The organism is Staphylococcus sp. FSL W8-1270 (genome assembly GCF_038007165.1).
GTDB lineage: Bacteria > Bacillota > Bacilli > Staphylococcales > Staphylococcaceae > Staphylococcus > Staphylococcus hominis.
Genome location: NZ_JBBOWQ010000001.1, coordinates 965,224 through 980,219, shown reverse-complemented (window position 1 = coordinate 980,219; position 14,996 = coordinate 965,224). Strand labels below are relative to the sequence as shown.

At 28.9% G+C, this 14,996-nt stretch carries 15 protein-coding genes; 2 read left to right on the top strand and 13 right to left on the bottom strand.

Annotated elements, in window-relative coordinates:
* The first annotated feature begins 44 nt into the window (after window positions 1-44).
* Window positions 45-1,004 (top strand): peptidylprolyl isomerase PrsA, encoded by a 960-nt coding sequence (gene prsA, locus NSU06_RS05015; RefSeq protein WP_017176388.1) that lies wholly within the window; start codon window positions 45-47, stop codon window positions 1,002-1,004.
* Between the two features lie 58 nt (window positions 1,005-1,062).
* On the opposite strand, the gene yhaM is transcribed toward prsA, so the two are convergent.
* The 8 genes from yhaM to NSU06_RS04975 all read right to left on the bottom strand — a co-directional run bounded on the left by yhaM (window position 1,063) and on the right by NSU06_RS04975 (window position 10,502).
* Window positions 1,063-2,004 (bottom strand): 3'-5' exoribonuclease YhaM, encoded by a 942-nt coding sequence (gene yhaM, locus NSU06_RS05010; RefSeq protein ID WP_017176389.1) that lies wholly within the window; start codon window positions 2,002-2,004, stop codon window positions 1,063-1,065.
* A complete protein-coding gene (locus tag NSU06_RS05005) occupies window positions 2,001-4,937 on the bottom strand; it encodes an AAA family ATPase (protein ID WP_017176390.1) in 2,937 nt (978 codons plus the stop codon). The genes yhaM and NSU06_RS05005 overlap by 4 nt, the downstream gene beginning before the upstream one ends.
* Entirely contained in the window at window positions 4,927-6,123 is a 1,197-nt protein-coding gene (locus NSU06_RS05000; protein ID WP_017176391.1) for a DNA repair exonuclease, read from the bottom strand. The genes NSU06_RS05005 and NSU06_RS05000 overlap by 11 nt, the downstream gene beginning before the upstream one ends.
* A 150-nt stretch (window positions 6,124-6,273) precedes the next feature.
* Window positions 6,274-6,618: a YlbF/YmcA family competence regulator gene (locus NSU06_RS04995; RefSeq protein WP_017176392.1), complete on the bottom strand. Its 345-nt coding sequence runs from the start codon at window positions 6,616-6,618 to the stop codon at window positions 6,274-6,276.
* Between the two features lie 71 nt (window positions 6,619-6,689).
* The gene (locus NSU06_RS04990; RefSeq protein WP_017176393.1) at window positions 6,690-7,820 is read right to left on the bottom strand and encodes a DUF445 domain-containing protein; all 1,131 of its coding nucleotides are present in this window, start codon (window positions 7,818-7,820) and stop codon (window positions 6,690-6,692) included.
* Between the two features lie 220 nt (window positions 7,821-8,040).
* Window positions 8,041-8,505: an XRE family transcriptional regulator XdrA gene (gene xdrA / locus NSU06_RS04985; RefSeq protein ID WP_002449642.1), complete on the bottom strand. Its 465-nt coding sequence runs from the start codon at window positions 8,503-8,505 to the stop codon at window positions 8,041-8,043.
* A 249-nt stretch (window positions 8,506-8,754) separates the two neighbouring features.
* On the bottom strand, window positions 8,755-9,378 hold the full coding sequence (locus NSU06_RS04980) for a response regulator (protein WP_017176394.1): 624 nt from the start codon (window positions 9,376-9,378) through the stop codon (window positions 8,755-8,757).
* 14 nt (window positions 9,379-9,392) lie between these two features.
* Window positions 9,393-10,502, bottom strand: coding sequence for a GAF domain-containing sensor histidine kinase (locus tag NSU06_RS04975; protein WP_017176395.1), 1,110 nt, complete (start codon window positions 10,500-10,502; stop codon window positions 9,393-9,395).
* Window positions 10,503-10,639: 137 nt separating this feature from the next.
* Between NSU06_RS04975 and NSU06_RS04970 the strand changes: the two genes are divergently transcribed.
* A complete protein-coding gene (locus tag NSU06_RS04970; RefSeq protein WP_017176396.1) occupies window positions 10,640-11,464 on the top strand; it encodes an RluA family pseudouridine synthase in 825 nt (274 codons plus the stop codon).
* 78 nt (window positions 11,465-11,542) lie between these two features.
* On the opposite strand, the gene fumC is transcribed toward NSU06_RS04970, so the two are convergent.
* The 5 genes from fumC to trmL all read right to left on the bottom strand — a co-directional run bounded on the left by fumC (window position 11,543) and on the right by trmL (window position 14,996).
* Window positions 11,543-12,928, bottom strand: coding sequence for a class II fumarate hydratase (gene fumC, locus NSU06_RS04965; protein ID WP_017176397.1), 1,386 nt, complete (start codon window positions 12,926-12,928; stop codon window positions 11,543-11,545).
* Window positions 12,929-13,067: 139 nt separating this feature from the next.
* Window positions 13,068-13,460 carry a hypothetical protein gene (locus tag NSU06_RS04960; protein ID WP_017176398.1) on the bottom strand — a complete coding sequence of 131 codons (393 nt, stop codon included), beginning with the start codon at window positions 13,458-13,460 and terminating at the stop codon, window positions 13,068-13,070.
* A 110-nt stretch (window positions 13,461-13,570) separates the two neighbouring features.
* Entirely contained in the window at window positions 13,571-13,744 is a 174-nt protein-coding gene (locus NSU06_RS04955; protein ID WP_249339582.1) for an SAS053 family DNA gyrase inhibitor, read from the bottom strand.
* A 22-nt stretch (window positions 13,745-13,766) separates the two neighbouring features.
* Window positions 13,767-14,366 (bottom strand): 6-phosphogluconolactonase, encoded by a 600-nt coding sequence (locus NSU06_RS04950; protein ID WP_017176400.1) that lies wholly within the window; start codon window positions 14,364-14,366, stop codon window positions 13,767-13,769.
* Between the two features lie 159 nt (window positions 14,367-14,525).
* Window positions 14,526-14,996, bottom strand: a complete 471-nt coding sequence (gene trmL, locus NSU06_RS04945; protein WP_017176401.1) for a tRNA (uridine(34)/cytosine(34)/5-carboxymethylaminomethyluridine(34)-2'-O)-methyltransferase TrmL — start codon at window positions 14,994-14,996, stop codon at window positions 14,526-14,528.

The following is a 14,996-nucleotide window of genomic DNA, read 5'->3' as shown; positions in this document are numbered from 1 at the left end:
ATGTTATAGTAACTTTGTTAACATACAAAAAGGAGCTATCAACTATGAAAATTATGAATAAACTCATTGTCCCTGTTACAGCAGGTGTTTTATTACTTGGAGGATGTAGTTCTGATTCTACAGATTCTAAAGATAATACATTAATTTCTTCAAAAGCTGGTAATGTAACCGTTAAAGATGTTATGGATAAAATTGGTAAAGATCAAATTGCTAGCACATCATTTAGTATTGAGTTAAATAAAATATTAGCTGATAAATATAAAGACAAAGTAGATACTAAGCGTATCGATGATGATATTAAAAAAGAAGAAAAACAATATGGTGGTAAAGATCAATTTGAAAGTATGCTAAAACAACAGGGTATGACCCTTGATGATTACAAAGAACAGAAAAGACTATCTGCTTACCAAAAACAATTACTTAATGATAAAGTTAAAGTGTCTGACAAAGAAATAAAAGATGATACTAAGAAAGCATCACACATTTTAATTAAAGTTAAATCTGATAGTGATAAAGAAGGTTTATCAGATAAAAAAGCAAAAGCAAAAGCTGAAAAAATTCAAAAAGAAGTTGAAAAAAATCCAAATAAATTTGATGACATTGCCAAAAAAGAATCAATGGATTCTGCTTCAGCTAAAAAAGGCGGGTCATTAGGTTATGTTATTAAAGGACAAATGGTCGATAAATTTGATAAAGCTTTATTTAAACTAAAAGAAGGTCAAATTTCTGACATTGTTAAAACAGAATACGGCTATCACATTATCAAAGCTGATAAAGAAGATGACTTTAATAAACAAAAATCTCAATTAAAAACAAAAATTATTGAACAAAAAGTTCAAAAAAATCCAAAACTATTGACAAATGCTTATAAAGACTTATTGAAAGAATACAACGTAGATTATAAAGATAGCGATATTAAAAAATCTGTAGAAGATACTATACTTAATCCAGAAAAATTAAAAGAACAACAAAGTAGTAGTGCTTCATCAGGATTATCTTCATAATTTTCATAAATCAAAAAGGTCGGAACAATATGTTCCGACCTTTTTTCGTCTATTAATATTAATCTAATTTCTCTGGATTATAAAATTGACGGTTATCCATACCAAAGATTCTTTCAGTAAATTGTCCTTTTTCAGTTTTCTTAAATGCTTTATCGAACATATTCATTTTTGCATCAATATTGTCAATAAAGAATAAAATTTCTGCTTCTTTTAGATGTGGCAATTTAGGAGAACCAAACTCCATTTTTCCATGGTGTGCTAAAATCATATGTCGCAATAACATGACTTCTTCACTATCAATACCAAGTTCTTTTGCCGCCTCAGCAACTTCATCACTTGCTATTGAAATATGTCCAAGCAAATTACCTTCTACCGTATACGTTGTTGCAACTGGTCCACTTAATTCTCTTACTTTACCAATATCGTGTAAAATAATCGCGCTATATAACAAACTTCTATTTAATAATGGGTAGATATCACACAATGATTTTGCAATTTTTAACATCGTTAATACATGATAGCTTAATCCTCCTGCAAAGTTATGATGATGAGAACTTGCTGCAGGATAAGTAAAGAATTTATCTTGATATTTTTTTAATAAATGACGTGTAATACGTTGTAAATGTGCATTTTCAATTTCTAAGATAAAATGTGATAACTCATCTTGAATTTCGTTAGGTGAAAGTGGCGCACCATCTACAAAGTCTTGAGTTTTCACTCCATCTTCTGCTGTTGCTAATCGAAATTGATTGACTTTCATTTGTTTACGGCCACGATAGTTAATAACATCCCCTTTTACCCATACAATTATTTCTGGTTTAAGGATTTTCATATCATCTTTTGTGACAGTCCATAGTTTAGCTTCAATATCTCCACTTTTATCTTGAAGATATAATGTCATATAGTCTTTACCTTGTGCTGTTACACCTTGTGTCGCTCTGTGGATTAAGAAAAAATTCTCCACCGAATCACCAGGATTTAATTTTTCTACGTTTCTCATCGTTTCCCGCCTTCCTCTTTTTTATTTAATATCAGCATTTCTCGAGAAGGAATCGTAGTATCTTTTGTACAAGTAAAGTACAATACTTGATGTTCTTGAGATAATTCTCTTAAATAGTTTAACATCATTGATTTTCTTTGTTTATCAAAATGTACGAATGCATCATCAATGATAATTGGGAATGGATAATATGGTTTCAACACCTTAATTAAACTAAGTCTCAATGAAATATATAGCAACTCTTTCGTTGATTGACTTAATTCAAGTGGATGATACATTTGTCCATTTCGATGTTTAACTTTAATTGAATCATTTTCATAAGTAATTAGATTATATTTACCATCAGTTAATGTTTTGAAAATATTAATGGCTTCATCTATCACATATGGTAGTCGTTTATCTTTAATTTGTTTAATGTGCTCATTAATTAGTGTCTCAAGATAACTTAAGCTCGCCCAATCTTTAGCAATATCATTCATTCTATTTTTTAAATTATAATATTGATGACGCAATTGAGATAGTGTTTTATCTGTTTCCATTTGATTAATACGTGCAGAAAGTTCACTCACTTCAGTTTGTTTCTCCAAATATTTATCATTATAATCATCAACTTGTTGAGCTAACATTTGATCTTCTTCTTCTAATTGAGCAGTTGTTTTTTCACTTAAAACAGAACTATCTTCATAAGAGAATTCGTGATTACTCAAATAAGTAGATAAATCATTGAATCGTGATAGTTGTTGTTGATAACGTTGATAAGCTTCGTAATGTTGATAATACTGCTCTTCATTTTGAACTTCAATATATTTAAACAACTCGTTTATAGTCGTTTTATTTTCATCCAAACGACTTTCTAACTGTTTTAATTCTTTACTTAATAGGGTTAATTGATTTTGCAATTGAGATTTCTTTTCTTTTTTACTTTCATACTGAGAAATCCAACCTTTCAAATCATTAAATAATGAAATTTTATTAAACTCGTCGAAACTATCTTTAGTAACATCTTGAGCATGCTCATAGAAGTTAATTAAATTTTGATTTAACTCTATGTTCTCTAATAATAATTTATTAAGTTGTTTATCATTAACTTTAAGTTGATTCATTGTTTTCAAACTATCTACTAAACGTTCATCTGACATTTTATCAGATACTTTAATGTCTTGTTTGATTTCAGAAATATCCTGTGCTAATGCATCAATTGAAGACTGAATATCTGATAAAATCGAATGTTGATGATTAAGTTTATTAGAAAGTACTGATTTAGTATTATTAGCATTATTCCAACGTTCACGCAATTGGTACTGATCATCTAGATTAAAATCTAAATCGTATTTATCTTCGAGTGCTTTAAGTTGTTGTTCTAAATCACTAATTTCCTCACTAATTGTTTCACTATAATCAATATCTTTATTTTTACTAAAGAATAAACCTACTAAAAATATCACAGTGAGAATTGCAAAAATAATACTAAAAGTGATACTAGTTGTAATAAATGCAAAAATAGTCAAACCAGCACTCATCAAAGCCAAAATGATAAAGCTGATTTTCAACCATTGATATTGCTTTTGTTTTCTTTCTTTTTCTGATTCAAAGGAAGCTTTTAATTTTGAGTATAAACTTTCTTTTTCATGTAATTCTATTTTTTGCTGATTATATTCTTTTTTCTTTTCAAGTGCTGTTTCAGAAACTAGTTCACTTTCTAATAACTTAATTTCCTTTTCAATTTCCTTTTTTTCAATATTATGCTCACCAATCATACGTTCAACTTGTTGCTTTTGATTTAATTGGTGATTATGATTTTTAATTTTTTCACTTATATAATCTTTCATTGTTTCAGAAGTATCCGCTTCATGATAAACTTCATTCCAACCGATATCATCTTTTAATGTTTGCTGAGAACGTTCGAAAGTTTCTATTTCCTTTTTTAAAGCCTTAGCTTTTAATTCAGATTGCTTGATATCACTCTCTTGTTGATAAAGATGATACATATCACTCACAGTTCTATCATCAGGCATCTGAATTAAATTAAATTCATTTTCTAGTTGTCTTATCTTCTCATCCCTTAATCCTATATCTCGATCAAGTGATTGTTTATATTTTAATGCAGTTTCATATCGTTCAATACCTTGCTCTGGGAATTTCAACGGTTCGATATTTAAATGATGCTCAAGCGATTTCCATTCTTGCGCATGAGCATGAAGTCCTAACTGCTTTTGCTTATTTTCATGCATTTTTGATAATTGCTTAAGATTTTCTTTTAAATGAGAAAGATGGCGTTCTGATTTATCTTTTTCATCTATAAGACGTTGATATTCGTCTAATTTGGTTTCTTCATCTCTTATTTGTGCTTCTAATTGTTTTAGTTCTTCAATTTGTTGATTTAGAATTGGGTTCTTTCCAGCTTTTTTATAAAGCGTAGTTTTTTTCTGATTAACAATTTGCCCCATAGATGTAAATTCAGAAGATCCTAAAGCACCAGCTTCTAATAAATAGCTTTGTAATTGTTGTTCATCTAAATTTCGATGTATATCTTGTAAACCAAGTACATTAAATGAAAATATTCCTTGATATGTCTTTTTTGAAATATAGTTTAATTTCTTCTTAAGCCATGCTTCATCTCTTATCAATCCATTTTCTAAATAAACTTTTACGTCACCTTGAGCACTACCTTTTACACGCTCAACTTCAATTTCTGATTTGTCATCTAAAATAAGCGTTAGCTTGCCCCCATACTGATTTCCCAATCTAGGTTCTAAACGCGGTTCTTTTTCTTTCTTTGTGGGAAAACCAAATAAAATTGAATGAATAAATGATTGTATGGTTGATTTACCTGCTTCATTTTCCCCATAAATTTCGGTAAAAGTCTGATTTAATTCAATCTTACGTTGTACGAATTGACCATAACCGTATATTTCAAGTGATTTAATAATCAATTTCTTCACCTCTCATATCTGCTTTCAATATTTTCTCAGCTCGATGAATGAGTTTTGCCTTATTGAAAGTGGTGTAGTCTTCTAAATATTTTGAAGCTCTTGGATTTAAATATAAATCTGTCATTGCCTCTTCAAACACTTTGTCATCGTTTATGAGTTCATTAGAAAATTCATTTATAAGAGGTGTTTCTTCATTCTGTATATAATTAAGAATCATATCTTCAATGACAATAAAATCATGTTCATTTTCTTCATATTCACTAATCATTTCTCTTATTTGAAGAATATCTTGTGTTGATAAAATTTTGTCATTATCTATATTAATCGTCAATCTATAAAATGCTTTACCTTGTTCACGAACTTGTTTCTTAAACTTTTGAATTTCCTCATAGATACCTTGTTTTGAAATTTTATCAGTCTTAATTGTAGCTTCTTCAAAACGTATAAACTGAGTTGGGATAAAAGTTGTTTCAAGATGTAGATGATCCCCTTCTACAAGCAAACAACCTTTAGTTCCTAATTCACCAAAGTGACGACCTTGAATGTTACCTGAATAGTGAATAGGCGGCATATCACTTAGTTCTTGACGTTGATGAATGTGACCGAGTGCCCAATAATGATACAGTTTATGATTAAGATCTTCTAACATAAATTCAGTATAACGCTGTTTTATGTTAGATTTACTATAAGTTCCATGAAGCATTCCTATATGTATACCATTACTTCCTTGACTAGATGGATATTCATCAATTTTATTTTCATAACTTGTATTGTTTTGATAACTAAAACCATGAATATAAATTTGTTCTCCAGCTTTGGTAATCGCTTGATAGGTTTCAACACGATTTGAAAATACTGATACATTATTAGGCCAATTATCTGTAATTCTAGTTGTTAAAGGATCATGATTCCCATGACATATGTATACAAATATTTGTTCTTTTTCTAGACGTTTAAATTGCTCTTTTAAAAAAATTTCAGCACGTAATGTGCGATTTTCACTATCAAATAAATCTCCTACAATCAACATAAAATCAACATCTTCTTTTAATGCTACATCTACAATTTTTTTAAAGCTCTCATAGGCACTTTTTTGTACATCTTTGAAAATACTTGTCGATAATTGTTGTTTAGATTTAAAAGGGCTATCAAGATGCAAATCTGCACAGTGAATAAATTTAACCATTAATTTAAGCTCCTTAATTGTTTGATAAGGTATCTTTATGTATTACTATATTTTACCATATCTTATGAATATGGGTCGATGAACTTTGACATAAAAAAACTACGCGATTTTATGAAAAAATCGCGTAGTGTCCATTACTTAAATTATTAATTAGTCAACGTAAATTTCGTCTAAAGGTTTTACAATAATTTGATTAATTTCTTGGAAAACTTGACTCATTTTTTGTTCTGCTTGCATTAATTGTGAAATATTTTCATCTTTTTCAATAGCTTGAGCTTGTTCTTGAGCTTTAGCTAATTCTTCTTCAGGAATTTCTTGACCTTGCATTTGTTTTTGTTGGAAATTCATTTGAGTTTCACGGAACTCATCGAATAATTTTTTAGATTCTTCATTTTCTTTAACTTTAGCAAAAGCATCTTTAATAGCTTTGTATTCATCACTATCTCTTAATGCTTGTTCTAGTTGATTTGCATAATCATATAAATTTACTGCCATTTTAAATTGCACTCCTTCGTGTAATAATGATATTTTGACAACTCTTTAATACCATAACATATTATGATTAGTTATACAAAAATTGCGATTAAACCTTGGAAAAGACCAATCATACCACCTAAAATAAATCCTAATAAGGTAATTAATTTTAATTCTTTATTAGCAATTTCAATAATCAACTTTTCAATGTAATCTAAATCAAATGTATTGATTTGATCTTCTACTAGTTTACGTAGATTAATTTTTTGCATTATCGTTGAGAGATGTTTGGATGCTTGACTAATAATAAGTTGTGTAACTTTATCTGATAACGTTGTCTCTAAATATTGCATTAATCTTGGTGATAGTTGATTAAGTGGTTTATCTATTTTTTCATTTAAATTTAAATATGAAGTAATAAGTAATGTAACTGAGTCTGATAGTTTTGAAAATTGAGCCTCATCAATGATTTTCTTAAGTGATTGTCGTTTCAGCGTCTCATATTCATTATCAATCACTTGGTTTACAATACGTTTTGCTTTAGGATGATTGGTTAAACGAATCAATTCATGTTGGATTCTATCTGCAATACTTTCTTTTGTCATAAACATTTGTAGTAATCCAACGATTTTACCTTTTTCATTAAAAAATGTATCGAGCATGTCATAAATATCACGAGCGCCTTTATCAGATGACAGATAAACACGAGCTCTTTCGCATAATAAATCTCCTAATGGCTCGACTTTCTTATCAATCATTCGCTTAGTTTCTTTTGGTAGTAACTTAATCACTTCTTCATTTCGATGTTCATTATAAAAAGCTAATAGCTTTTGTGAAATTGTATCTTCTAATTTCTCATTGACTAAGTAATCTATTTTAACATCAAACTTCTCAGCAAAGTAACGAATTGTAGCTTGATCACTTTTTAATTTCGCTATTTGCTCCTTAACTAATTCATTAATTGTTTCTTTAGTTTTCGTTTCATTTAGTTTGTTGTGAATCAAAGTTTCTGTAATGAGATGTTCTTCAATCACTTGCCCTATCTTTGTAGCTATTTCATCTCTTCTTTTAGGTATTAAACCAGGTGTAAATGGAATTCGCATATTAAATATATAATGAGCTTTATAGGGATGAAACAACATTCTAATAGCTATAACATTCGTGACACCACCAATGATTGCTCCTATTACTATCATAAAGATGACTACTAATACTGCTTGCATTTAAATAACTCCTTAATTTTTATATAAGCAATAGCAAAATTATACCATGACAAATGTAAACTGCATAACTTAATAGTTCAACGTACATTTATATTTACAAATTTTTGAAATAAAAAAATAATGAATTCATCGCAAAATTACAGTGAATTCATTATTAATTGAAAATAGTGATTCAGTTGAAGGTCAACTCTTCTATCACTATATCTTATTTATATTAAAATTAAACGTGCATTAATTCTTCTTTAGCATTTCTATTAAAGTAAGTTTCTGCTTCTCTTAATTTAGATGTTCCAAAAATAGGTTGTTTTTCAGGATTAAGCACTCTGTAGATATTACTTACTTTATTACTTTGTAAAATAAATCCATTACGCGTTTCCATTGTATTCCAATAAATATCACTTGTTGTAGAATGATTAGGATATGCACAATGGTTTCTTGAAATTGTTTGTACAATTTCTAATGGATCGCAACCAAATGTGTTATTTAAAACATCTGAATCTCTAAATAAAGCACAAATTGATACACAAGTTGTCCAATTTGGTAATACACGTTCTTTTTCGATTTGAACAAGTGTTTTTTTAGAAAGACCTATTGTTTGTGCCATAGTATCTTGTGTGTATCCTGCTTCAATACGCACCATTTTAAATTTTGTTTGAATTAAATCTGTAAAACTCTGTCTATCCATTACTCTTCTCTACCTTTCTAATAGGAGTTATTTTATCCGGACGCAAGAAATTGCAATAATACACATTTCTTGAAACACAAATTACATCTTAATATATTTTCAATAAAATGAAAAGAGAAATTTTTGTTTTTACGTATAATTTTATAAATGGCAAAATTATCAAAATAATTAAACTAATAAAACAAGTCATTTGTCTATCATTATCATATTTTAAAATTACCGTTTTTATTTTTAATAGATCTATTCAATTTATATTAATTTATTTTCAATAGCATATATAGCAGCTTGTGTTCGATCTGAAACTTGTAATTTATTAAATATATGACTGACATGTGTTTTAACTGTTTTCTCAGATACAAATAAACTTTTTGCAATGTCTTTATTTGTCTTACCTTTCACCATCTCTTTTAATACTTCCATCTCTCTTTTAGATAATTTATTATTAAAGTGTGGTTTTTCATGCATTGCATCAATTACATTTTTAGCTTTTGGATGTATTATTTTCTCATTATTTAATACTTTAGTAATAGTAGCAATCAGCTTTTGTGGTTCAACATCTTTAATTTCATAACCATCAGCACCTTCATTAATGGCAGACATAACATATTCATCATCCACATAACTTGTAAGCACTAACACTTTTATGTATGGGTAATATTTTTTTATATAATGCGTCACTTCGATACCATTCATTTTAGGCATAACTAAATCTAATAATACTAAATCAGGCATATTATTCTCATTTAAATATTTAATAAATGCGTCACCATCAGAAAAACTTGCTTGTATATCTAAACCCTCAACTGTTGAAATTAGAAATTCTAGTCCTTGTCTAACAATGTGATGATCATCGATTAAAACGATACTTGCCAAATTTATCACCTACTTTAAATTGGAATATTAAGATAAATAGTTGTCCCCATTTGTTTATCTGATTGTATGTTAAATTCTCCGTCTAAACTATGAATACGTTGCTTGATATTTTTTAGACCATGCGTCGTTTGATTTAAGTCATCACTCACATTAAATCCTTTTCCATCATCATAAATTTTAATATATAATTGATGTTCATTTTGTTGCATGTTAATAGATACTTGATTCGTTTGTGCATGTTTCTTCGTATTATTTAAAGCTTCTTGAAGCATTCGGTACACATTTTCTTCAACTAAATTGGATAATTTAATCAATCCTCTTACTTCGATGTTTAATTTTAAATCTAACATATTCGCATAATGTTGAATCGCATTCACTAACCCATGTTCTAAACCAATTGGCTTAAGTTGCCAAATTAACGCACGCATTTCATTTACTGCGTTTTGACTTGTATCTTCAATCATCTTAAATGCTTTTTTAGCTGTTTTATCCTCTGTGATATCATGTGCAGCATGAGCTGTTAGTTTTAATGAAAAAAGCATTTGGTTAACTGAATCATGTAAATCACGCGCTAGTCGATTTCGTTCACTTATTCGTGCTGCTTCTTTTTCTTGGTCTGTTAAGTATATACGTTTAATTGCAGAACCTATTTGTAAAGCTACTGATTCTAGTAACTCTAAATCGTCTTGACTATATACTACAGTATGAGGTGTCGCGACATTTAATAATCCATACTGTTCATCTCCTGATCTAAGTGGTACTGTCGCATGATGCGTAATAAGATAATCATCTTTTTCACTTTCTTGATTAGCTAAATTGATTCTTGAACAATTTATAATATTAGATGCTTTTGTTAAATTTTTATGATGATAAGCATTGACACACCAACACGTACCATTATTTAAATACTTACAATTATTATTTTTTAATGAATGAGGTAAATCAGTGCTAGCTACAAGTTCTTGTTCACCTTTTTTATTGATTAAAAAAATCCAACCTGTTGTAAAACTGCTACCATTGATTAAATAATCTAATACTTTATTCATCATATTATATAATTCAGTTTCTTCATTAAGATATTCTGCAATTTCTTTTAATAATGCTAAACGTGTCGGTTTTTCCATATTTTCGCCCCATTTTGTTATTTTGCGTTTATTATTATATCGTTTATTTTTAAAATTTAAAAATAGACTAATGAAAACAATTATAATTATCATTGTAAATTATGATATGATTAAACAGAATATTATAGGAGGATATTATGAAATTCAATGTACCTGAAACTTTCAATAATTATACGTTACGTGAAATTTTTCAAAAGTTAAAACTACCAAAAAAAGACTTACACCAATTAAATATGTCTAAAGATATCACGATTAATCAACAACCTAGTAAATTGACAGATAAAGTTGTCACAAATGATGTTGTTTATATTCCTATCCCTGAAGAAAAAAGTAATTATTTACCAAGTTATCGTTACGCACAGATTACATATGAAGATAACGATTTAGCTATTGTAATGAAACCTAAAGGGGTTAAAACTCATCCAAATGATTTAAAAGAAAGCAATACACTAATGAACCATGTTATCTATACTATGGATAGCGACTACGTTGAACCGATTCATCGTCTAGACCAAGAAACTGTGGGATTATTAATTGTTGCTAAAAATCCTTTAATGAAAAAAATACTAGATAGAATGCTTGAAGAGAATCAAATTACACGTATTTATCGTGCCAATGTAAAAGCATTACTACCTCTAAAACCACAAACAATTGATATGCCAATCGGTAAAGATAAATTTCATCCCAATAAGCGTCGTATTTCTAATACCGGACAACGAGCTATCACTCATATCTTAACATCAAAAATGATTAAAGAAGGCATTTGTCAATTGGAAATAAAATTAGATACAGGACGTACCCATCAAATACGTGTACATTTAGCAGAAATTGGTCATCCTGTCATAGGTGATCCATTATATGGAGATGCTACCTTACGTCAATTAGAATTGAATAGTTATAAGATTGAATTCACTCACCCACTTACTCAAGAATTGATTTCTGTAAGTTTAGATGATGAATAAATTTTTAAAATGCTCCTTTTAGATAACGCAGATCAAAGCATTATCTTTAAAAGGAGCATTTCAATTGATAATGTTATTTTAATGAGGATCGACCATATCTTCTGGTTTAATCCATTCCTCGAATTGTTCTTCTGTAACGTAGCCAGAATTAATTGCTGATTCTTTAAGTGTTAAACCTTCATTATGAGCTTTTTTAGCTATTTGAGCTGCTTTTTCATATCCAATATGAGGATTTAGTGCAGTTACAAGCATTAATGATTGATTTAAATAATGATTGATATTTTCTTCAATTGGTTCAATACCTATAGCACAATTTTTGTTAAATGTTTCCATTCCATCAGCTAATAAGTAAATAGATTGCAATGTATTATGAAGAATCACAGGTTTAAATACATTAAGTTCAAAATTACCTTGAGAACTCGCTATACCTACTGTCGTATCATTTCCTATCACTTGTACTGCAACCATTGTTAGCATTTCACATTGTGTTGGATTAACTTTACCTGGCATAATTGATGAACCTGGTTCATTTTCTGGAATTGAGATTTCCGCAAGTCCGGCTCTAGGTCCTGAAGCAAGCCATCTTATATCATTTGCTATTTTCATTAAGTCTGCTGCCAATGCTTTTAGTGTTCCATGAAGTTGCACCACTTCATCATGTGAGGTTAAAGCATGAAATTTATTTTCAGATGAAACAAATGCATAGCCTGTATGTTCTGAGATATATTTAGCTACTTTATCTCCAAATTCTGGATGTGCATTAATTCCTGTTCCAACTGCTGTTCCACCAATAGCTAAATTTAAAATATGTTGTTTAGATTCAGCTAATAATTGTTCACATTTATCTAGCATATAACGCCATCCACTAATTTCTTGTCCTAATCGAATTGGAGTAGCATCTTGTAAGTGAGTTCTACCAATTTTAATAATTGATTGATATTGGTTTTCTTTTTCTTTAAATGTGTCTCGTAAATGTTTTAAAGCAGGTTCTAATTTCGTTTCAATTTCATGGTATAAAGCAACATGCATAGCTGTAGGGAATGTATCATTCGAACTTTGAGATTTATTAACATCATCATTGGGATGAATCGATTCATCGCTATTATGTTCTTTTAAGTACTCATTAGCTACATAACTTACGACTTCATTCACATTCATATTACTTTGAGTACCGCTTCCCGTTTGCCATACAACTAAAGGAAAATGACCATCAAGTTCTCCTTTTAAAATTAAATCACAAGCATAAATGATAGCATCTTTCTTAGTATCACTTAATTTTCCTAATTCATGATTAGCAAGCGCGGCACCTCTTTTTAACTGAGCAAAACCATAAATCACCTCAATAGGCATATGTTCTTTACCTACTGGAAAGTTACGCTTACTTCTTTCAGTTTGTGCGCCCCAATATTTATCAGATGGTACTTCAATTTCACCAAACGTATCATGTTCAATTCTTACAGACATTCAATAATCCCCCTTATTTATGATTTAGTAATAGTATATCATTAATAAAATTAATGTAGCAATTCGAATATAAAGCGGTTTCATTTATAAAAAATAAAACACATGAAGTTGTATTACTTCACGTGTTTAAGAATAAATCTTATTCATATTTATATTTTACTGCTTTTACAACTGAAATAGCACTTATTATATACAAAATAGCGCTTATGACAAGCGTAACAGGACTTATCTTTACTAACATACCTAAAACCCCACCTAAACTTCGATAAAAATCATTAAGTGTATATGCCAAGATTCCTGTTACAATTAATATACATATAACACTAATCATAATTCCTTTTTGATTACTCTTAATGAATGGATGAGCAGTTGCATTATCTATTAAATCCTTTGATAAATTCAATTGTAATTGAATCACTTTAAATAACACTGGTAGATAGAGTGCTCCTAGAGCAATGGGAAAACCTTTAATAGAAATTAAACTAACAATGATTGTAATAATTGTTAAAGGTAGCCAATACTTATGTAACATATTTTTATCTCCTTCATTTTCATTAAAATATATTGTATCATAAGTTGTATTTCATAAAAAAAGCATTTTAATTAATCTATCGAAACAATTAATTAAAATGCTAAAATATATTAATTTAAATCTGAACGCGCTTCTGAATCATGTGTTTGATTATATTTATCTTCATCATTTTCTTCAGAAATCTGTTCCATTTCTTTTCCTAATGCTTCTAAATCATCCATATTTTGAACCATTGCATTTTCGTCTTCATGATAATTACGTTTACTATCTTTACTCATAAAAATAACCTCACAATAAAATTAAATATTATGCAAATCTCGCTGTGAAGTATTCTTTAACGTCTTCTGGTAATCCATCAGCAGCAGCTCTGTCTAAAACAACTGTTACCATACGATGTACTTTTAAATCAGCAGGTAAAAAGTTTGATTTACCATTTTCTTCATATAATCGTTTGATAACTTCACTTTTTTCAGCACCAGTTACAACTAAGATAATTTCGCGTGCCTTCATCAAACCTTGACGAATATTAACATCTAAATGTCCAGAGTTATCAATTGAAACAACTTGTAAAGTAAGTTTTCCTTTATTTTCTTTTGTTTTAATTCTATCATTGATTAATGATTCAGCATCATCATCAAGACTAATAGAATATACTTGCTCAGAAGGTACACCTAAAGCTTCATAGAACGAATGATTATCGTCATAGTCAAGAATATTAATTTGACTAAAATCTACAGCGTTACGATCAACTGATTTTTTTAATTCATCTAATACAGGTGCAGAATCCTTGTTTAAATGGAAACCAGCAATGGTAGTTGGGTTATTGTTAAATTGTTTTCTAATAATATCTCCAGCATAGTCTGCTGCATGTTGTTTATCTTCGAATACTTTAAAATTCATTGCCATAATAATTACACTCCTCTAAATGTAAAGTTCAACTAAAATAATTCATTTATTTACTAAATTACCCTATTTAAGGGGATATCAAACTATTTTAAAATTTTTATAATAATTCATTAATAAATATAACATTTTTTATTCTATTATAGTAATTAATTTTAAATTCTACTTTAATCCTGGGAAGTTTTGTTGTCGTAATGCTTCATAAATCAATAAAGCAGCAGTATTAGATAAATTTAAAGAACGAATATGATCACTCATAGGAATTCTTAAAGCAGTATCTGCATATTTCTCTTTTACCCAATCTGGTAAACCTGTAGTTTCTCTACCAAAGATAAAATAATTTTCTACTTCAGTATTTGAAAAATCAAAATCACTATAAGTTTGTTTACCAAATTTAGTAAGTAAATAATATTTACCATTTGTCACTTCGAAAAATGATTCAATGTTTTCATGATAAGTGATATTAACATGTTCCCAATAATCTAATCCAGCTCGTTTTAGCATCTTGTCATCTGTACTAAAGCCTAATGGTTTAATTAAATGCAAGTGTGTATTGGTACCTGCGCATGTACGTGCAATATTCCCAGTGTTTGCAGGTATTTCTGGTTGGAATAACACAATATGGTTTGTCAT